The sequence below is a fragment of the Halalkalicoccus tibetensis genome (genome assembly GCF_037996645.1).
Classification (GTDB): Archaea; Halobacteriota; Halobacteria; order Halobacteriales; family Halalkalicoccaceae; genus Halalkalicoccus; species Halalkalicoccus tibetensis.
This window is the reverse complement of sequence record NZ_JBBMXV010000004.1, coordinates 199,115-218,096: the sequence shown is the minus strand read 5'-3', so window position 1 is coordinate 218,096 and position 18,982 is coordinate 199,115. Positions and strand designations below refer to the sequence as shown.

The 18,982-nt window shown below is 66.0% G+C and carries 22 protein-coding genes and 2 tRNA genes; 15 read left to right on the top strand and 9 right to left on the bottom strand.

Annotated features, from left to right (window positions below):
• The first annotated feature begins 151 nt into the window (after positions 1–151).
• Together WOA58_RS13930 and WOA58_RS13925 are read left to right on the top strand one after the other, a co-directional pair.
• On the top strand, positions 152–289 hold the full coding sequence (locus WOA58_RS13930) for a hypothetical protein (protein ID WP_340604852.1): 138 nt from the start codon (positions 152–154) through the stop codon (positions 287–289).
• A 285-nt stretch (positions 290–574) separates the two neighbouring features.
• Positions 575–1,360: a hypothetical protein gene (locus tag WOA58_RS13925; protein ID WP_340604851.1), complete on the top strand. Its 786-nt coding sequence runs from the start codon at positions 575–577 to the stop codon at positions 1,358–1,360.
• A gap of 120 nt (positions 1,361–1,480) precedes the next feature.
• Here WOA58_RS13925 and WOA58_RS13920 read toward each other — a convergent pair.
• The 3 genes from WOA58_RS13920 to WOA58_RS13910 form a co-directional block, all read right to left on the bottom strand.
• Positions 1,481–1,553 (bottom strand) — tRNA-Arg (locus tag WOA58_RS13920).
• A 32-nt stretch (positions 1,554–1,585) separates the two neighbouring features.
• On the bottom strand, positions 1,586–1,930 hold the full coding sequence (locus WOA58_RS13915) for a Sec-independent protein translocase subunit TatA/TatB (protein WP_340604850.1): 345 nt from the start codon (positions 1,928–1,930) through the stop codon (positions 1,586–1,588).
• A gap of 159 nt (positions 1,931–2,089) precedes the next feature.
• A complete protein-coding gene (locus tag WOA58_RS13910) occupies positions 2,090–3,085 on the bottom strand; it encodes a hypothetical protein (RefSeq protein ID WP_340604849.1) in 996 nt (331 codons plus the stop codon).
• 185 nt (positions 3,086–3,270) lie between these two features.
• Between WOA58_RS13910 and thrS the strand changes: the two genes are divergently transcribed.
• The 8 genes from thrS to WOA58_RS13870 all read left to right on the top strand — a co-directional run bounded on the left by thrS (position 3,271) and on the right by WOA58_RS13870 (position 12,392).
• Entirely contained in the window at positions 3,271–5,217 is a 1,947-nt protein-coding gene (gene thrS / locus WOA58_RS13905; RefSeq protein ID WP_340604848.1) for a threonine--tRNA ligase, read from the top strand.
• A 71-nt stretch (positions 5,218–5,288) separates the two neighbouring features.
• Positions 5,289–6,788 carry a phenylalanine--tRNA ligase subunit alpha gene (pheS, locus tag WOA58_RS13900; RefSeq protein ID WP_340604847.1) on the top strand — a complete coding sequence of 500 codons (1,500 nt, stop codon included), beginning with the start codon at positions 5,289–5,291 and terminating at the stop codon, positions 6,786–6,788.
• The gene (gene pheT, locus WOA58_RS13895; protein WP_340604846.1) at positions 6,788–8,491 is read left to right on the top strand and encodes a phenylalanine--tRNA ligase subunit beta; all 1,704 of its coding nucleotides are present in this window, start codon (positions 6,788–6,790) and stop codon (positions 8,489–8,491) included. The genes pheS and pheT overlap by 1 nt, the downstream gene beginning before the upstream one ends.
• 55 nt (positions 8,492–8,546) lie before the next feature.
• Positions 8,547–8,783 (top strand): hypothetical protein, encoded by a 237-nt coding sequence (locus tag WOA58_RS13890; RefSeq protein ID WP_340604845.1) that lies wholly within the window; start codon positions 8,547–8,549, stop codon positions 8,781–8,783.
• Between the two features lie 32 nt (positions 8,784–8,815).
• Positions 8,816–9,802, top strand: a complete 987-nt coding sequence (locus WOA58_RS13885) for a glutathione S-transferase family protein (RefSeq protein WP_340604844.1) — start codon at positions 8,816–8,818, stop codon at positions 9,800–9,802.
• 62 nt (positions 9,803–9,864) lie between these two features.
• Positions 9,865–10,341, top strand: coding sequence for a redoxin domain-containing protein (locus WOA58_RS13880; RefSeq protein ID WP_340604843.1), 477 nt, complete (start codon positions 9,865–9,867; stop codon positions 10,339–10,341).
• Positions 10,342–10,376: 35 nt separating this feature from the next.
• Positions 10,377–11,177 carry an HD domain-containing protein gene (locus tag WOA58_RS13875; protein ID WP_340604842.1) on the top strand — a complete coding sequence of 267 codons (801 nt, stop codon included), beginning with the start codon at positions 10,377–10,379 and terminating at the stop codon, positions 11,175–11,177.
• Positions 11,178–11,222: 45 nt separating this feature from the next.
• Entirely contained in the window at positions 11,223–12,392 is a 1,170-nt protein-coding gene (locus WOA58_RS13870) for an inorganic phosphate transporter (protein WP_340604841.1), read from the top strand.
• Positions 12,393–12,485: 93 nt separating this feature from the next.
• On the opposite strand, the gene WOA58_RS13865 is transcribed toward WOA58_RS13870, so the two are convergent.
• Complete coding sequence (locus WOA58_RS13865) at positions 12,486–12,761, bottom strand: hypothetical protein (RefSeq protein ID WP_340604840.1); 276 nt, start codon at positions 12,759–12,761, stop codon at positions 12,486–12,488.
• 66 nt (positions 12,762–12,827) lie between these two features.
• Here WOA58_RS13865 and WOA58_RS13860 point away from each other — a divergent pair, with 66 nt between their 5' ends.
• Complete coding sequence (locus WOA58_RS13860) at positions 12,828–13,223, top strand: universal stress protein (RefSeq protein WP_340604839.1); 396 nt, start codon at positions 12,828–12,830, stop codon at positions 13,221–13,223.
• Positions 13,224–13,278: 55 nt separating this feature from the next.
• A complete protein-coding gene (locus WOA58_RS13855) occupies positions 13,279–13,779 on the top strand; it encodes a DUF2243 domain-containing protein (protein ID WP_340604838.1) in 501 nt (166 codons plus the stop codon).
• Here WOA58_RS13855 and WOA58_RS13850 read toward each other — a convergent pair.
• From WOA58_RS13850 to WOA58_RS13830, 5 genes are all read right to left on the bottom strand, one after another.
• A complete protein-coding gene (locus tag WOA58_RS13850; protein ID WP_340604837.1) occupies positions 13,760–14,875 on the bottom strand; it encodes a DUF7350 domain-containing protein in 1,116 nt (371 codons plus the stop codon). The genes WOA58_RS13855 and WOA58_RS13850 overlap by 20 nt on opposite strands.
• A 16-nt stretch (positions 14,876–14,891) precedes the next feature.
• Positions 14,892–15,185, bottom strand: coding sequence for a hypothetical protein (locus tag WOA58_RS13845; protein WP_340604836.1), 294 nt, complete (start codon positions 15,183–15,185; stop codon positions 14,892–14,894).
• Between the two features lie 90 nt (positions 15,186–15,275).
• Positions 15,276–15,560, bottom strand: coding sequence for a translation initiation factor eIF-1A (gene eif1A / locus WOA58_RS13840; protein ID WP_340604835.1), 285 nt, complete (start codon positions 15,558–15,560; stop codon positions 15,276–15,278).
• Positions 15,561–15,683: 123 nt separating this feature from the next.
• A tRNA-Gly gene (locus tag WOA58_RS13835) sits at positions 15,684–15,754 on the bottom strand.
• 133 nt (positions 15,755–15,887) lie between these two features.
• Positions 15,888–16,523 carry a class I SAM-dependent methyltransferase gene (locus WOA58_RS13830; protein WP_340604834.1) on the bottom strand — a complete coding sequence of 212 codons (636 nt, stop codon included), beginning with the start codon at positions 16,521–16,523 and terminating at the stop codon, positions 15,888–15,890.
• A 132-nt stretch (positions 16,524–16,655) separates the two neighbouring features.
• On the opposite strand from WOA58_RS13830, the gene WOA58_RS13825 reads away from it, so the two are divergent.
• Genes WOA58_RS13825 through cdd form a run of 3 tightly spaced genes read left to right on the top strand, consistent with a single transcriptional unit; the run spans position 16,656 to position 18,935 of the window.
• A complete protein-coding gene (locus WOA58_RS13825; RefSeq protein ID WP_340604833.1) occupies positions 16,656–17,126 on the top strand; it encodes a DUF5793 family protein in 471 nt (156 codons plus the stop codon).
• A gap of 40 nt (positions 17,127–17,166) precedes the next feature.
• Positions 17,167–18,510, top strand: a complete 1,344-nt coding sequence (locus WOA58_RS13820) for a phosphohexomutase domain-containing protein (RefSeq protein ID WP_340604832.1) — start codon at positions 17,167–17,169, stop codon at positions 18,508–18,510.
• A gap of 32 nt (positions 18,511–18,542) precedes the next feature.
• The gene (gene cdd, locus WOA58_RS13815) at positions 18,543–18,935 is read left to right on the top strand and encodes a cytidine deaminase (RefSeq protein WP_340604831.1); all 393 of its coding nucleotides are present in this window, start codon (positions 18,543–18,545) and stop codon (positions 18,933–18,935) included.
• Positions 18,936–18,982 lie beyond the last annotated feature (47 nt).

Sequence of the window (18,982 nt, the reverse complement as noted above, 5' to 3'; positions counted from 1 at the left end):
AAGTTTTTCGACCGTGTCGTCGTTCCCTACGGTCGGCGTGCGGTACCATACCAGTAGATAGAGACCACAACGGACGGGTCGGCGTTTTTGGATGATTGTTATCTCTAAAAATAGTTAAGTCTCTAAGGGAGGTAGTATAGGACGAGTAACTATGAGTCGAACACAGCACACACGGCAGACGCAGCACATCGAGAACGCGGGCGCGGCGATGGACGGGTACAACGGGAAAACGACGGCGGAGCACCCGCTGCGGTTCCGAACGCTCGTCTCACAGATCCTCGGGAAGTAGAGCCGAGCGGCAACCGTTTCTCGCGGTTTCGTTTTTCATCGGCGTGGCGGGGCGTTCATCGCGCTCTACTGTAAATGAGGTTTTTAGGACACAGAAGGATTGCATCGGTGTTGCATATCACGAAGAAGACAGCTTCCGGAAAATACAGTTACCCAGAACAGCAGTTATGAGGGCTACCGTCGCATCATCAATCATAATACTACATGTAAATTTTCACTACATACATTTCGGCTGATATGAATCAATGGAGAAATTTCAATACGATCTAATTCTATCCATAATACAATGCCAAATATTCTCACGTTACACCAAATAGAACAACGAAAAGAGAAGCTTACTGATGAAGAATACCGAGAATTCGTCACTCTCAAGAAAGAACTCAACAACCATGAATGGAGCGAGGTACTTGACCACCTGCGTACACTAAATCGATCAAACTACATCGTTGACGAGAATTATAACGCCCTCATTACGGAGGTCAGAAACTACACCTCATCAGAATATTTGATTGGCAGCAACAAACTCGATGATTCCGCCATGGATATTCTACGGCATCTCAGTAATTTCGTTGTCTCATCTAAAAACCGCGAAGAGCATCTTCTCGACCATGTTATCCCAAGGTTAGAAGAGTTGCGTCCGGAGATTGAGTTGAGAAAAGCGCATGATAAGAAGACGAAGCAACTGAACAACCTCCTTACACTCGGCCCGTTCTTCAAAGACCTACGTACAGTATTCGTGCATGACTTCCCCTCTGCGCTATCCGGAAACGAGCAAGGGGAGATGCGTGATGGAACAATCACTATGGAGCGAGAAATCGGCGTGAAGACTGAAAAGTTGCTACAGAGCGATAAATGGAGCTCTTCTTCGAAGTGCATCATCAATGAGAACTCAAGAGACGGTGGGTTACCGTTAGAACAATTGATTGTAGATTATTATACCTCAATGGAGTCACTTTACGAGTGGTTTGAGGATTATGTGATGACTGAGTTTGAAGATATATATTTTGATGGAATACACTTAGCTGCTATACTAGAAAGAAAGCAAAATAGGTATCTTTTCGGCGAAAACTGATGCGTGCGAAGACACTTCGTTAATTGTGAGTAGTTGCTCTAACTTTATTACGAGCGGGCGTGGCGGGACTGCCGCGAGCGAACGCGAGCGGCAGTCAGGAACGCCCGCGAACGAAGTGAGCGGGCGTGACGGGATTCGAACCCGCGGTCTGAAGGTTAGGAACCTTCCGCCCTATCCGCTAGGCCACACGCCCCGTTCGGACGTGGCGTGGGGAGGGAAAAACTGTTATCGGTTCTCGTCGGTCTCGGTGCTCGTCTCGGTCTCGAGGTCGGCCCCGGTGTCGGACTCCATCTCGGCGGTGGGTTCGTCGGCGCCGATCTCGGGCTCCTCGTCCTCGCCGATCTCGGGTTCGGGCTCGTCCTCGGTCTGGGTCGCGCCGTCGCGCATCTCCTTGAGCTCCTGGTCGATCTCCTCGCGGCCTTTCTGGAACTCACCCATCGCCTGCCCGGTCGAACGGGCGAGCTTCGGGATCTTGTTCGCACCGAAAAGCAGGATCGCGATGAGCACGATCACTGCCAGTTCGATCCCGCCAGGGATCGGCCCGAACAACGGGGCAAATTGTACTGTCATCCTAGTAGTCGGTAACCCCGTCTGAGTTATAGGCTTTTTGCCTCGCCCAGGCTCGGAAGAATCCCTCTGTGAGGGGTATTCTCACGCCTCGGCCGGTCTCCGTCGTGAGGCTTCCAGCCGCCGAATGGCCAGCGAAAAGGGATATCCGAACGCCGCGGTCTACGCCGCGATCGCCAATGCGGCGTCGCCGTCCGCGTCACCGTCCTCGGTCTCGAACGTCACGGTCTCGGGTTCCCCGTCCCAGGTCTCCCAATCGGTCTCGACGGTCTCGCTTTGCTCGCCGTACTCGACGACGAACTCCCGTTCGTCGGTGTAGCTCGACTCGATCTCCTCCTCGACGGTGCCGTCAGGCCCGGTCACGAACTCCTCGCCGTCGATTGTCACCATCTCGCCCTCGACGGGCTCGCCGTCGCCGTCGACGATCGTCACTTCGACGCCGGGCCAGTAGGTGTGGCCTTGGTCGATCTCGGCGACGTGCGTCGCGTCCTCGCCGTCGATCGTGATCGTGTCGCCGTAGGCCCAGTCGCCGAAGCTGTCGTGGAGCTCGAGGTCGTACTCGCCGTCCGCGAGGCCCTCGAAGGTCGCCGATTCGCCGCTCGCCTCGTCGACCGTCTCGCCGTCCTGCGCGAGCGAGATCACGTCGGCGTCGACCGGCTCGTCGGTGACGACGTCGGCGGTCTCGACGGTGAGCGTGGAGCCGTCGTTCTCGTCGGCGTCGCCTCCATCGGCGTCGTCAGCCTCATCGCCGTCTGTTCCATCACCCTCGCCCTCATCAGCCTCGTCGCCCTCCTCCGCGTCACCGTCGTCGACGCTGGCATCATCGCCGTCGTCAGCACCGGTCTCCCCGTCGGAATCGCCCTCGGGGGCGTCCGTCTCGTCGTCCGTCACGTCGCTATCCTCGTCATCGGTTCCGGACTCCGGTAGTTCGCCGTCGTCGGTGTCGGCGTCGTCAGCCCCGTCGGCTCCGACATCGTCCGATCCGTCGGCCGTTCCGTCGTCGTCGGCCTCGGCGTCGGCTTCCTCGAGGTCATCGCTCCCGTTCGACTCGGCCTCCTCGTCCACCGGCCCGTCGGTTCCCCAGCCCGAACAACCGGCCAGAAGAACAGTCAGACAGACGAGAACGGTCAGTACCGCATGGCGCTTCGATCGTACCATAATTATTACTCTAATAGATATGGAATTAGTCTTTCGGTGTGCGTATATAATCCGTGTCGTCGCCCATGGCCTCGCTTGCGTCACGGATCGCCGCGAACGGACGCCGTGGGGCCGGAGGAGGGGACAGCGGTGCCGTCTACGGGTCGGATGAACGCTTATTTACGCCGCCCCGGTTCAGGGTAGGTATGAGCGTCACCGTAACCCTCCCCGACGGCTCCGAGCTCGCCGTCGAGGCCGGTTCGACGGTCGAGGACGTCGCCTACGAGATCGGCCCCGGTCTCGGGCGCGACACCGTCGCCGGCGTCGTCGACGGCGAGTTCGTCGCCAAGGAACACCCGATCGAGGGGGACGTCGAGATCGAGATCGTCACCGACGGCAGCGACGAGTACGTCGACGCGCTGCGCCACACGGCAGCCCACGTCTTCGCCCAGGCCCTCCAGCGCCTCCATCCCGACGCGAAGCTCACCATCGGTCCGTGGACCGACGACGGCTTCTACTACGACGTTACCGGCGTCGATCTCGACGAGGCCGACCTCGAAGAGATCAGTGCCGAGGCCGAGGAGATCATCGAGGCCGACGTCCCGATCGAGCGCGTCGAGATGAGTCGCGAGGAGGCCTTCGAGTACTACGAGGACAACCCGTTCAAGCGCGATATCCTGGAGGAGGAGGTCGTCGGCGAGGACCCCGTGAGCTTCTACGAGCAGGCGGAGTTCCGCGACCTCTGTCGGGGCCCGCACGTCGAGTCGACCGGCGAGATCGGCGGGTTCGCCCTGCTCGAGATCTCGGGGGCCTACTGGCGCGGCACCGAGGACAACGAGATGCTGACTCGTGTGTACGGCACGGCGTTCCCCAGCGAGTCGGAACTCGAGGAGTTCCTCGAGCGCCGCGAGCAGGCCAAGGAGCGCGACCACCGCAAGATCGGCCGCGAGATGGACCTCTTCTCGGTGCCCGACCACGCGCCGGGCTGTCCCCACTACCACCCCAACGGGATGACGATCCGCCGGGAACTGGAGGAGTACATCCGCGAGCAGAACGACGAGCTGGGCTACGAAGAAGTCAGGACGCCCGAGCTCAACAAGGCCGAGCTCTGGAAACCGACGGGCCACTACGAGACGTTCACCGAGCAGGGCGAGATGTTCGCCTGGGAGCAGGAGAGCCCCGGGACGTCGGAGGGCGAGGGCACCGAGTACGGCCTGAAGCCGATGAACTGTGCGAACCACGCCTACATCTTCGACCAGCAGATCCGCTCCTATCGGGATCTGCCCGTGCGGTTCTCGGAGTTCGGCAACGTCTATCGCAACGAGCAGTCGGGCGAGCTCTCGGGGCTGCTCAGGGTCCGGGGCATGACCCAGGACGACGGCCACGCCTTCATCCGCCCCGACCAGATCGAGCGCGAGATCACCGAGACGCTGCGCGTTATCGAGGAGATCTACACCGAGTTCGACCTCGAGGTCATCTACAAGCTCGAGACGAAGGGCGAGACGGCAGTGGGAAGCGACGAGGTCTGGTCGGAGGCCACCGAGGCCCTGCGGGAGTCCCTCGAGAACGAGGGCCTCGACTACGACGTCGAGGAGGGCGAGGCGGCCTTCTACGGCCCGAAGATCGGCCTCGACGCCCGGGACACCCTCGGACGGGAGTGGACGATCGGCACCGTCCAGCTCGACTTCAACATCCCCGAGCGCCTCGATCTCACCTACACGGGCGAGGACAACGAGGAACACCGCCCCGTGATGGTCCACCGGGCTCTGTTAGGAAGCTTCGAGCGGTTCATGGGCGTGATGATCGAGCACTTCAACGGGAACTTCCCGACGTGGCTCGCGCCCGAGCAGGTGCGGATCCTGCCGATCAGCGACGACAACGTCGCGTACGCCGAGGAGGTCAAGGACGAACTCTCGGAGTTCCGCGTGGGGATCGAGGACCGATCGTGGACCATCGGCAAGAAGATTCAAACAGCGCACGACGACCGCGTTCCATACATGCTGATCGTCGGGGGCAACGAGGAGGAGGCCGGCACGGTCTCGGTCCGGGATCGCTTCGAGCGCGAGCGCGACGACGTCTCGCCGGTCGAGTTCCGCGACCACCTCGGCAGCGAGGTCGGCCAGAAGCGCACCGAGCCGGACTTCCTCGAATAGCCGCGTCCGCTCGACGAGCCCGCGGAGTCCGGAACCGCTAAACGACTGCTTTGCGACCACTCACACAACGAATGCGACTGCCATCGACACAAGCGGCGGTCCTCGAGGCGGCAAGCGCCACCGAGGAGCGCACGATTGCACAGCTCGCCGAGGAGCTCGGCGAAAAACCGGAAACCGTCACCGGCGCGGTCTTCGCGCTCGAGGAGGAGGGGCTGCTCGAGGTCTCCGAGGAGGCGATCGAAGGCGTCTCGCTGACCGAGGAGGGCGAGCAGTACGCCGAGATGGGACTGCCCGAGCGACGGCTCCACGAGGCCGCCCTCGAGCTCGACGCCGACGAGGAACCCGTCCCGATGGGCGAGGTCATCGGTCGATCGGGCCTCGAAGGCGGCGAGGTCGACATCGCGCTGTCGAACTACGCCCGGAAGGGATACGGCGAGATCGACTCGGGCGAGCTCTCGGCGACCGATCGCGAGGAGGACGAGGAGGCCGACGCGTTGGCGCTGATCGACGCCGGCGAGCCCGTGACCGACGAGTTGGTGCTGTCGACCCTCGATCGGCGCGACCTCGTCTCCCGCCGCGAGTCGACGGTCCGCTCGGTGACGCTGACGGACGCGGGCGTCACCGCGCTGATGGAGGGGATCGAGGAGAGCGAGACGGTGGGCCAGCTCACCCCCGAACTGCTCACGACCGGCGAGTGGGAGGAGGTGGAGTTCGCCGAGTACAACGTCGAGGCAGACGCCGCCGAAGTAGTCGGCGGGAAGAAGCACGTCCTCCGCCAGACCGCGGACCGCGTAAAGGACGTCCTGGTCGGGATGGGCTTCGAGGAGATGGACGGCCCGCACGTCGACTCGGAGTTCTGGATCAACGACGCGCTGTTCATGCCCCAGGACCACCCCGCGAGAACGCACTGGGACCAGTTCGCCCTCGAGCGGCCCGACGAGGCCGACGAACTCCCCGAGGAGCTCCTCGAACGCGTGCGCTCGGCCCACTTGGAAGGCGTCGGCGCGGACGGCGACGGGTATCACTCGCCGTGGACCGAGGAGGTCGCCCGCGGGATGGACCTGCGGGGCCACACCACCTCGCTGTCGATGCGCTACCTCTCCGGCGAGGCGGTCGGCGAGCTCGAACCGCCCCAGCGCTACTTCTCGGTCGAGAAGGTGTATCGAAACGACACGCTCGATCCGACCCACCTGCTGGAGTTCTTCCAGATCGAGGGCTGGGTGATGGCCGACGATCTATCAGTACGGGATCTGAAGGGCACCTTCACCGAGTTCTACGAGCGCTTCGGCATCACCGACCTGCAGTTCAAGCCCCACTACAACCCCTACACCGAGCCGAGCTTCGAGCTGTTCGGCCACCACCCCGAGACGGGCGAGCTGATCGAGATCGGGAACTCGGGGATGTTCCGCCCCGAGGTGCTCGAGCCGCTCGGCGTCGAGTGTGACGTGATGGCCTGGGGACTGGCCCTCGAACGCCTCGCGATGCTCATCACCGGCGCCGAGGACATCCGCGACCTCCATGGGACGCTTGCGGACATCGAGTTCCTCCGGAACGCGGAGGTGACCTACTGATGCCCGTCGTCGACATCGATCCCGACGAACTGCGACAGCTCACGGGCACCGACAAGGACGACGACCGGCTGAAGGACGACCTGTTCGGATTGGGCCTGGAGTACGAGGGCGAGACGGAGGAGGGCGAGCTCCAGTTCGAGTTCGCGCCCGACCGGCTCGATCGCCTCTCGGTCGAGGGGGTCGCGCGCTCGCTCAGGTATCACTACGGCGAGGAGCGGGGCACCTACGTCCCGCCGACGAACGACCCCGACTGGACGATCGAGATCGACGACGTTCCCGAGGAGCGACCCTACGTCACCGGCGCGGTGATCCGCGGGGTCGACCTCGACGAGGCGGGGCTAGACTCGCTGATCCAGCTCCAGGAGAAGCTCCACGCGACGATGGGCCGGAAACGCGCGAAGGGCGCGATCGGCATCCACGACCTGACGATGCTGAAGGGTAAGTCCCTCTCGGAGGAGGCCGGCCCGTCGATCCGGTATACGGGCGTCGAGCCCGACGAGCCACGGTTCGTCCCCCTCGATTCCGACCGCGAGCTCACGCCCGCGGAGGTGCTCGAGGACCACGCCACGGGACGGGAGTACGCCGACCTCGTCGAGGATTACGACCGGTATCCGGCGATCTACGACGAGCTCGGCCTCTTTTCGTTCCCGCCGGTGATCAACGGGCGGCGCACGGAGGTCTCGACGGACTCGCGGGAGCTGTTCGTCGAGCTCACGGGCACCGACCAGTGGACGATCGACCGGATGTGCGCGATCGTCTGCTACGCGCTGTCGGCCCGCGGCGCGACGATCGAGGAGGTCGAGGTCGAGCACCCCGACGGCACGCTGCTCAGGCCGGATTTCGAAGTTCGTGAAAAGCGCGTCTCCCACGACCGCATCGAGCGGATGCTCGGCATGGAGTTCGACCCCGAGACGCTCATCGACTGCTTCGAGCGCTCGGGGCTGTCCGCGACCCAGGTACTCGGCGAGGAGACCGCCTACGACGTCGAGATCCCGCCCTATCGCGTCGACGTCCTCCATCCGGTGGACCTGATCGACGACGTGGGCCGGGCCTACGGCTTCGACGGGCTGATCCCCAGCTACCCCGACGTGAGCACCGTCGGCGGGCGCCATGAACGGACTCGGCTGGAGGACGCAACGCGGAACGTCCTGGTCGGGCTCGGCTTCGAGGACACGCTCAACTTCCACCTCACCAACGAGGCCGAGAATGCGGAACGGATGGGCATAGAGCCCGGCGAGGGCGTCCTCGGCGCCGGCGAGCCCGCGACCATCCGCGAGCCCTACAGCGAGGACTACACGATCGTCCGCACGTGGGCGCTGCCCTCGCTGCTGATGGTCCTCGAGAACAACACGCATCGATCCTACCCCCAGGACCTCGCGGAGGTCGGCTTCGCCGCCGAGCTCGACGACTCGACAGAGACGGGCGTCGCCGAGCGGCGCACGGTGGCCGGCGTTCTCGCGCGGACCGACGCCTCCTACGAGGACACCAAGGGCCGCCTGCAGGCGCTCGCGCGGAGCTTCGACGTCGAGCTGGAGACGCCGCCGACCGAGCACCCCTCCTTCATCGACGGACGGGCGGCCTCGGTCGTGCTCGACGGCGAGGAAGCCGGAATCGTCGGCGAGATCCACCCCGCCGTTCTCGTCGAACACGACCTCGAGCTCCCCGTCGCGGCCTTCGAATTCCGGCTGGACGCGCTGGAGTGAACTGACGGGCGCGGTAGTGACCATCACTTATCACGGTGGCGGGCCAACGCCGACCATGGAGCTGATCGGCCGGACCCTCCCGCCCTCGATCGCTTGTCAGGACTGCGACGACGAGATCGACCCGCGCGGCGGGATCTACGTCCGGGGCGTCGACGACGAGGTACGGCCGGTCTGTGCCGACCACGCCGACGAGACCGCCTACGGCGTCGAGGTCGAGCGCCGCTCGCGGCCCGAAAGCGAGGAGGAGTGGGACGAGTGGTACGTGATAACCTCCGTCCCGGACGCGGGCTGAGCGGTTTTATATCTCCGAGCCGTAGAGTTCACGTGAACCAACTGGTCGACGGCGAGTGGCGCACCGACGCCTACGAGACGACGAACGACGACGGCGCGTTCGAGCGCCAGGAGACCACCTTCCGCGACTGGATCGGCGAGGAGTTCCCCGCCGAGGCCGGCCGCTACCGCCTCTACGTCTCCTATGCCTGCCCATGGGCCCACCGGACCCTGATCGCGCGCTCGCTGAAGGGCCTGGAGGACGCGATTTCCGTCTCGGTGGTCGATCCCTTCCGCGACGAGGACGGCTGGCAGTTCAGCCCCGAGAAGGAGGGCTGTACCGAGGATCCGGTGCTGGGCGCCGACTACCTCCGGGAGCTCTACGTGCAGGCCGACCCCGACGTCACCGCCCGGGTGACCGTCCCGGTGCTCTGGGACGAGGAGGAAGGGACCATCGTCAACAACGAGTCCCGCGAGGTCCTGCGGATGCTCGACACCGAGTTCGAGGAGCAGGCGACCCGCGACGTCGACCTCTATCCCGAAGGCTATCGCGAGGAGGTCGACGAGATCATCGACGCAATCTACGAGCCGATCAACAACGGGGTCTACCGGGCGGGCTTTGCGGGCTCACAGGAGGCTTACGACGAGGCCATCGACGACCTCTTCTCGGCGCTCGACCACTGGGATTCGGTCCTCGGAGAGCAGCGCTACCTCGCCGGGGACCGCCTCACCGATGCCGACGTCTGCATGTTCACCACCCTCGTTCGATTCGATCAGGTCTATCACACCCACTTCATGTGTAACGTGATGCAGATCCGGGACTACGAGAACCTCTGGCCGTATCTGCGCGACCTGTACCAGACCCCCGGCGTCGCCGAGACGGTGGACATGGACCACATCAAGGAACACTACTACACCACCCACCCGGACGTCACTCCCACGCGGATCATCGCGCGCGGGCCGGATCTGGACTTCGAGGCGCCCCACGACCGCGGCGAACTGGAGGGCGAACCGCCGGCGGCGCTGGCCCGAGCGGACTGAGCCTCGGAACGGGGCTCGCCGCGAACACAACCTGTTTCCGGCCGGCGGTCGTTGGCCCTGATATGGTAGACGTAGGCGACGCAGCCCCCGACTTCACCGCACCGCTCGCGAACGGCGACGTCGAGCCGTTCACGCTCTCCGAGAACCTCGGGGACGGCCCCGTCGTACTGGCCTTCTTCCCCGGCGCGTTCACGAGCGTCTGTACCTCCGAGATGAACACGCTCCAGGGCGACCTCGACCGCCTCCAGGAGAGCGGCGCGACCCTCTACGGGGTGAGCGTCGACACCCCCTTCGCGCTCAACGAGTTCCGCGAGCAGGAGGGTCTGGAGTTCGGCCTCGTCAGCGACACGAACAAGGAGATCATCGACGCCTACGACGCGGAGATGGACTTCGAGGAGATGGGTTATCACGGCGTCGCGAAGCGCGCCGTCTTCGTCCTCGACGCCGACGGCGAGGTCACCTACGCATGGGTGAGCGACGACCCCGGCGCCGAGCCCGACTACGACGAGGTCGCGGAGGCCGCGGGCGACGCCGCCTGAAGGGGGTTTTTCTACCTCGCGAACGGAACGGGAGTATGGCCGAGACGACCGAAAACAGACAGTACGACCCCGACGCGGAGCACGCCTTCCCCGACGAGAAGCTCAACGAGGTGCTCTCCTACGTCGAGAACGACGAGGAGATCCGGGTCTATCTCGAGGCCCAGAACGTCAACCCGGTCACCCGGATGCGCTACAACGATCACGGGTCGAAACACATCGAGATCGTGCTGAACCGCGCGCTCTGTCTCTACGACCTGCTCAAGCGCGGCGGCGTCGAGTTCAACGGGGCACGCGACCAGGGGCTGGCCGAGGAGGACGAGCCGGTGATCATCGCGCTGGCCGCGAAGCTCCACGACATCGGCCACGTCGTCCACCGCTCGGACCACGCCTACTACTCGATCCCGCTGGCCGCGGACGTCCTCGACCGGATCCTTCCGGAGTTCTACGACCTCGGCGAGCAGGTACGAGTGAAGGGCGAGGTGCTGCACGCGATCCTCTGTCACCACACCGAGGAGGTCCCCCTGACCCGCGAGGCGGGCGTCATCCGGGTCTGTGACGGCCTCGACATGGAACGGGGCCGTTCGAGAAACCCCTATGAGCGCGGCGGACGCGGGATCAACACCGTCTCGAGCCAGGCGATCCAGCGCGTCTCCCTCCAGGAGGGCGAGGACGTCCCGGTCCACGTCGCCATCGAGATGACCGACGCGGCGGGCGTCTACCAGGTCGATAGCCTGCTGAAGGCGAAGCTCGACGACTCGGGGCTCGAGGAGTTCATCCGGATCGTCGCGCTCAACACCAGAAGCGAGAACGAGCTCGTCCAGCGCATCGAGCTCTGATCCCGAGTAGTATCCCTTATATCACGACCGTCCGTTGGTTCCGTCGTGGTCGAGGCACTCCTCGTCATCGGGATCGTCGTCGCCGTCTTCGTCGGATACAACATCGGCGGATCGACCACCGGCGTCTCCTTTGGGCCGGCAGTCGGCGCGAACGTCGTCTCGAAGCTCGGCGCGGCGGCGCTCATGTCGGTGTTCTTCTTCGTCGGGGGCTGGCTCATCGGCCCGGCGGTCGTCGAGACCCTCGGCGAGGACCTCGTCCCGGGAACGATACTGACCCTCGAGACGGGGATCGCCGTGCTGTTCTTCATCGGGCTGGCCCTGTTCGCGGGCAACGTCTTCGGGGTTCCCGCCTCGACGTCGATGACGGCCGTGGGGTCGATCGCCGGGCTGGGGATCGCGACCGGGACGCTCGACTGGGCGACGATGGGCGAGATCGTCTCGTGGTGGATCGTCGCGCCCGTCGTCGCCTTCTGGGTCAGCGGCGTGATCGGGCGGTACTTCTACGCCCGGATCAACGAGTGGGTCGCCATCTCGAAACGGGAGACGAACCTGTGGATCGTCGATCGGGGCTCGTCGATCCCGCGGATCCGCGCCGCCGACGACGCCGATCGCCGCGAGGTCACCGGCTCGCTGATCGTCGTCGCCATCGGCTGTTACATGGCGTTCAGCTCGGGCGCGTCGAACGTCGCCAACGCCGTCGCGCCGCTGGTGGGAAGCGGCGCCCTCTCGATGAGCTGGGGCGTGCTCATCGCGGGGATCGCCGTCACCATCGGCGCGTTCACCATCGCCCGGCGGACCCTCGAGACGATGGGCAACGACATCACGAACCTGCCGCTGACGGCGGCCGTCGTCGTCATGGTCGTCTCGGCGACGATCGTCACCCTGCTGTCGGCGATCGGCATCCCCGTCCAGCTGGTCGTCGTCTCGACGATGAGCATCATCGGGCTGGGCTGGGGACGGGCGACCCGCACCGCGACCGCCTCGGAAACCGTCGCCGGCGAGGGCCAGGTTTCGGTGGGGGCGCTCGCGGCCGACACCGAGGGCGAGGAGCTGCCCCCGATCGGCGACGAGCGCCCCGAGGACCTGCCCCGAACGTCCGACCTCTTCGACCCGACCACGACCGCGCGGGTGATCGTCGTCCAGAACTTCGTGCCGGTGCTCGCGACCGTCGGCGCGTACCTCGTCTTCCGGTTCGTCCCGGTCTTCGGGTTCTGAGAACGGACCTTTTTACTCCTCCAAAAAATCCCGGCGCGGCTTCACCGCGCCGGCTCGCGTTCCCCGTCACGATGAGGACTGAGCGATCGGCCGCTATCCCCGCCACCGCCGGACCCGATCGCTCTCGTCGACCTGAACGTCGGTCTTGTCGGTCTTGCTGATCCACTCGACGAACGACTGCAGGCGATCGGCCTCGCGCAGCGCCTCGATCGTGTCGTACTCCTGTTTGAGCTCGTGGTTGGTGAACGTCGCGTGGACCTGCTTGTGGCAGGGCTGACACAGCTGGACCGTCGGGCTATCCTTGCGGTTCTTCGGGATCAGGTGGTGGGTCGTAGTCTCGACCGCACGCCCGCAGAGTTCACAGCCCATGGGGAATGATGGGGCCGGGGAGCCGAAAGCCTGCCCACTTTTTACCCGGGGCGCGTGTGACGGGATATGCAGATCCTCGTCCCGATCGACGGCTCGGACAGCAGCTTCGACGCGCTCCGCTTCGGCATCGAGTTCGCACGCGGCTTCGACGCCGGCCTCGCCGTGATCCACTTCGCCGCCGAACGCACCGACGCCACCGACGAGCTGTTCGAGCGGGCGCGCGCGGCGATCGCTGAAGCGGGCCTTGACGCCGAGCCCGAGCTGATCGAGACCGAGGTCGTCACGGAGTCGGGAGCGGCCCGGAAGGTCGGCCAGCGGGTCATCGGGATCGCCGAAGAGCGGGGCTACGACCACGTCGTGATGGGGCGGGCGACCAGCAACCGCCTCGAGCGGTTCGTCGTCGGCAGCGCCTCGGAGGCGGTCATCGAGGAGAGCGACCTGCCGGTGACGCTCATCCCCTGATCGGGGTTGCGCGCTCCGGGCACACGCTTTTGGGACTGACCCGCAAACCCCGCCCATGAGCGATACAGACGGCCATCGCCGTTCACTGCTGTTGTGGGGCGGCGTCTTCGGCTTCGGGTTCGGCGCGCTGATCGACGTGATGATCTTCCATCAGATCTTCCAGACCCATCACCTGCTCTCGGGGTACTACGACCCGCTGACCTACGACGGGCTGCGGACGAACGTCATGTTCGACGGGCTGTTCTCGATGGGAATGTTGCTGGTCGCGACCGTCGGCGCGGCGATGCTCTGGCGGACCGCGAACCGTGCGACCCGGCCGCTGTCCTCGCTGGTCGTCGTCGGCGCCTCGCTGGTCGGCGCGGGCGTCTTCAACGTCTTCGACGGCGTCGTCAACCACTACCTGCTCGATCTGCACAACGTGGTTCACGGTACCGAAGCCTGGAACCCCCACTGGGTCGCCGTCAGCCTGCTGATGCTCGGGGCCGGGCTGCTGGTCCTCCGGCTCGCGGATCGGCGCGGCGACCCCCGTGAACCCGCTACGGAGCCCGCAGACTGAGCTCGGGGAGATCGAAGAAGGCGGTCTCGTATCCCTCGTGGCGCGTGATCTGTGGGGGTGACTCGACGCCGACAGTCAGCTCGGCCCCCGAAAAGGATTCGACCACCGCGCCGTAGTGGTGGCCGAACTCGGGATCGGTCGCCTCGGCGAGCGACACCGACTCGGCGCCCGACGACCCGCGATCGACCTCTGCCGACAGCGAACAGAACGGCAACGGGAACCCGTTGTAGGGGGTCCGCGGCGAGGCGATCAGGTAGGTCCCCTCCTCGTGGTCGGCCGTCGCGACGACGAGCCGATAGTCGCCGGCTTGCTCCTCACCGACGACCGTGGGGAACGCCTCTGCGGGCGGCGCGATCGGAACCGGGGGGTGTGAGGGACCGTCGTGGTCCTCGTGGTCGTTCCCGTCGCCGTCCTCGTGCCCGTGCCCGTGATCGCCCTCCATCGGCTCGACCGCGCCGGACCGGCCGCGCCGGGACTCCTCGTGGACCGTCAGGTCGAGGGCCTCGATCCCGTCCGGGTCGTACTCGAACCCGAGGTCGAAGGACGCGGGCTCGAAGCCGCCCTCGAACCCGCCTCGGTAGGCGATCCCCAGCGGGAGCACCCGGACCGAGGCCCGATATTCGCCGGCGTCGGGCAGTGCGACGTTGTCGCCGTAGTGAAACCCCATCCGCTGGGAGAGCATCGGCCAGAGCGTCCGGTCGAGGACGGACTCGCCGCTGCGCTCGATCGAGATCCGGACCTCCGCCGGGAGGAGCCGACCCGACTCGGGCTCCCAGACCGAGACCATCAGGTGTGCCGAGTGGGCGTCGCGCATCGAGATCTGGTTGGTTTCCCTGCCCGTGACCGTCCAGAAGCGGTGCGGGCGGGTCGCCGAGAGCGCGAGCGCGTATTCGCGCCCGCCTTCCTCGCTCTCTCCGTTCGTCTCGTTGGCCCAGACGACCATCCCGTCGGCCTTCGGGGGGACGTAGATCTCGTCGGGCCGGTCGATGACGAGGTCCCGCCAGGCCGACTCGGAGCCGAGGGTGTCGAGACAGCCGGCGAGCGTCGTCCCGCAGAACAGCGCGGCCCCCGTTCGAAGCGCGGTACGGCGGTGCATGGTCGCGCCGAGTGGTCTACCCGAGGTTCAGGTTGTCGAGGTCGAAGCGGTCCTTCGCCCGGTCGAGCAGCGCGTCGATGCGGTCCTGGAACTCCTCGACGGAACGCTCGACGTAGAAGACCTTCTCCTTGGGGATCCGCCGGACGACGTCGTTACCGTCGTCGTCCTCGCCGGCCTTGACCTGCCAGTGGTCCTGGAAATAGATGATGTACTCGTTCTCGACGGTGAACTGGTCGGTCTCGCCGTCGGGCGTCTCGAAGACGATCGTCGCCATGCCGAGCTCCGGATCGGGAACGTCCATCTCGTCCATGGAGGGAACGACGATCCCGACGCTCAAAACCCTGGGGCATGATCCTTCCGGCGGCGCCGCTGGTCGTGTCGGTATGCTTCGAAAAGGTCGTCAGTCGATGTGGCCTTCGCGCCGCAGCTGGGCGGCGTCCTGGCTGTCGTATCGCCATTCGATGTCCGCCTTCTCGTCCTGCCAGTCCCAGGGCTCGATCAGGACGACGTCGTCCTCGTTGATCCAGGTCCGAAAGCGCATCCGGCCGGGGATCCGGCCCATGCGTTCCTTCCCGTCGTTACACTGGAGTCTGACGCGCCCGCCACCGAGCATGTCGGTGACGACGGCGAACATCTCGTCGTCGTCGGGCATGCGGAGGTTCTTTCGGCCGCCTTCTTCGCTCATGGGTACTCGTATGTGTGGCGGACGGTTAAATAGTGTGCTGCGCCACGCGCGAACGTGCCACGGCGTCCCGATTCCCTCCGACGCTTACGGCCAGCCGGCTGCTCGCCGATTACGCTCGGAAAATGCGCCGGCCGGGAGTTGAACCCGGGTCGATGGCTTGGAAGGCCATAGTCATACCGCTAGACCACCGGCGCAAGCTCACTCCGTTCGCTTGCGCCGAGCCCCCGTTCACTTCGTTCACGGGGACACCGGCGCTTCGCCCGCGCCGATCCGGCGCGAACGGGCGAACGCAGCTATCACGCAGTAGCCCTGCCCCGGTTAAGGGCCTTACTGTTTCTTTCCCACCACCGCGTAGCAGTTCCCGCTCGAGACCTCGAACGACTCGGCCACGAGCGCGCTGTCCTCGACGTCGGCCTCGAACTCCTCGGGCGCGTAGATGTGGTAGAACCGCGGCACCGTCTCCCCGCCGGGTAACGTCCAGTCGACCGTCGTGTCGAACCCCTCCCCGCGGTCGAACTTCCGATGGACCGTGCTCCAGGCGCTCACCAGCGCCCGACCCCCGGGTGCGAGGATCCGTGCGAGCTCGTCGAGGCTCCGGACCCGCTGCTCGCGGTCGCGCAGGTGGTGGATCGTCGCGATGTAGACCGCGAGGTCGACCCGGTCGTCCCGAAGGGGGATGCGGGCCGCGTCGCCCTGCAGGAGCTCGGCGTCGAAGCCCCGCTCGCGCGATCGGGTTCGGGCCTCCTCGAGCAGCCCGCGGCTGACGTCCACGCCGACGACGCGATCGACCCGTCCTGCGAGCAGCTGGGCGTGGCGTCCGTTCGCACAGCCCAGATCGAGGCCGAGCCGGCCCTCGTGGTCCGCGAGGAACCGTTCGACCTCGGGCCAGGCGTGTTCGCGGGTCGACGCGAAGTGGCTCGCGATCCGGTCGTAGGTCTCGCGGACGGTCCGCGGGTCGTCCATGGGAGGGGATCGGACGCCGCGTGCCAAACCCGCTCCGGTCGAGCGCCGGGAGAACGGCGGTGCCCGTCCCGATACCCTTGAGGGGGCCGGCGTTACGTTCATGGCCTCGCGGTTCGTACGCTCCGGTAATCGATGAGGCGCGAGTATTTCACGCTCGACGTGCGGGGGATCGACTGGGTGGACGAAGGGGGTGAGCCAGCGACGCCGACGGTCGTCATCGACTTCGAGGGCCCGGTCGACGAGCTCGAGGAGCGCCTGACCGGCTTCGACGGCGAACGCCTCTCCGCGAGCCAGACCGACGTCGCGCTCCGGCTCCAGGGCGACGTCGAGGCGCCGGGGACGACCGGGGTCGTGAGCGTCACCAATCGAACCACCGGGGACTTCGTCCTCGAGCTGAACGAGGAGGCCGAGGACGTCCTCCGGTTCATCCGCGCCGCGCGCGCCTACGGCAAGGAATCGGAGTCCGACGAGCGCTACCGCGTGCTGATCCGCGTCGAGGGCGAGGAGCTCATCACCTACGAGAAGTCGACGTTCCTCGTCTACGACGAGGAGGGGAACCTGCTTCGCCAGCACAGCCTGATCCCCAGCGGCGTCGAGCTCTAATGGGCGGGACCTATATGCCTGCCGGCGAAAGCGCCGCTATATGATCCAGTTCGGAACCGCGGGTATCCGCGGGCCCGCACGCGACCGGGTCACCCCTTCCGTCTGTCTCGCCGTCGGACAAGCCGTCGGTCGGGAGGATCGAACGGTCGTTCTGGGACGCGACGGGCGCGAGACGGGGACCGCGCTCGCCGACGCGATGGCCGCCGGCCTCGAGAGCGCCGGCAGCCGGGTGATCCGGATCGGCGTCGTCCCCACCCCGACGGTGGCCTTCGCCTCGCAGGGGCGCTACGGCGTGATGCTCACCGCCTCGCACAACCCGCCCGCCGACAACGGCATCAAGCTCTTCGCGGACGGCGTCGAGTTCGATCGCGGGGCCGAGACGGACGTCGAGGAGTCCCTCGCCGCGGGAACGGGCCCGGCCGAGTGGGACGAATGGGGCGACTCGATCGAGCGCGACGCCCTCGATCGCTACCGGCGCGCGGTCGTCGAGTACGCCCGCGGGCTCGGCGAGAGCGCGGAGGGACTGCGGATCGCCGTCGACTGCGGGAACGGGATGGCGAGCCTCGCGACCCCGCAGGTGTTGACGAGCCTCGGCGCCGCGGTCACGACGCTGAACGCGAACGTCGACGGCCACTTCCCGGGCCGGGGCAGCAAGCCGACCCCCGAGACGCTGTCGGACCTCCGGGCGTTCGTCGCCGACGGTCCCCACGACGTCGGGATCGGCCACGACGGCGACGCCGACCGGATCGTGGTCGTCGACGGGGACGGTGAGGTGGTCCACGAGGACACGATACTGGCGATCCTCGCCGAGCGCTACGTCCGGGAGTTCGAGGGAACCGACCCCGTCGTCGTCACGACGCCCAACGCCTCCGCGCGGATCGACGAGCGCGTCGACGCCGCGGGCGGCCGGGTCGAGCGCGTCCGGCTGGGCGCGCTCCACGAGGGGATCGCCCGCGTTCGCGAATCGGGCGGCGACGTCGTCTTCGCCGCCGAACCCTGGAAGCACATCCACCCCGCCTTCGGCGGCTGGATCGACGGCGTCGCGAGCGCCGCCGTCCTGGCCCGGCTGGTCGGCGAGGCCGGCGGGGTCGGCTCGCTTCGCGAGCCGGTGACCGAACGCCCCTACCGGAAGGTCGCCGTCGACTGCCCCGACGCACTCAAGGAGCGCACGATGGGCCGCCTCGAGAGCGCGCTGCCCGAGGCGTTCCCCGACGCGGCGGTCGATACCGCCTACGGGGTCCGGTTGGAGTGGCCCGACGGCTCGTGGATCCTCGTCCGCCCCAGCGGGACCGAACCGTACGTCCGCCTCTACGCCGAGAGCGACGAGGTCGAACGGCTGATCGAGGAGGCGACGGCGGTCATCGAGGCGGCGGTCGACGAGTAGGCGTTTATCAACCCCCCGTCCGTACGTGAGCCATGGAGATCGAGGACCTCGTTCAGGCCGCCCGTGAGGCACAGGAACACGCCCACGTGCCCTACTCGGAGTACCGGGTCGGGGCGGCCCTCGAGACCGAGGACGGCACCGTGTTCACCGGCTGTAACATCGAGAACGCCAACTACTCCAACAGCCTCCACGCCGAGGAGGTCGCCCTCTCGCAGGCGATCGCGACCGGGCATCGTGGCTTCGCCAGGCTCGCCGTGAGCTCGAGCAAGCGCGACGGCGTCACCCCCTGCGGGATGTGCAGACAGACGCTCGCGGAGTTCTGTCGCGAGGGGTTCCCGATCGTCTGCGACGGTGAGGAGGGCTACGAGAAGTACACCCTCGGGGAGCTGCTGCCGAACACGATCACCCGGGAGCATCTGGAGTAGGCGACGTCGAATGGCGCGGTTATTTGCGCCGTGAACGCGAATCCTCG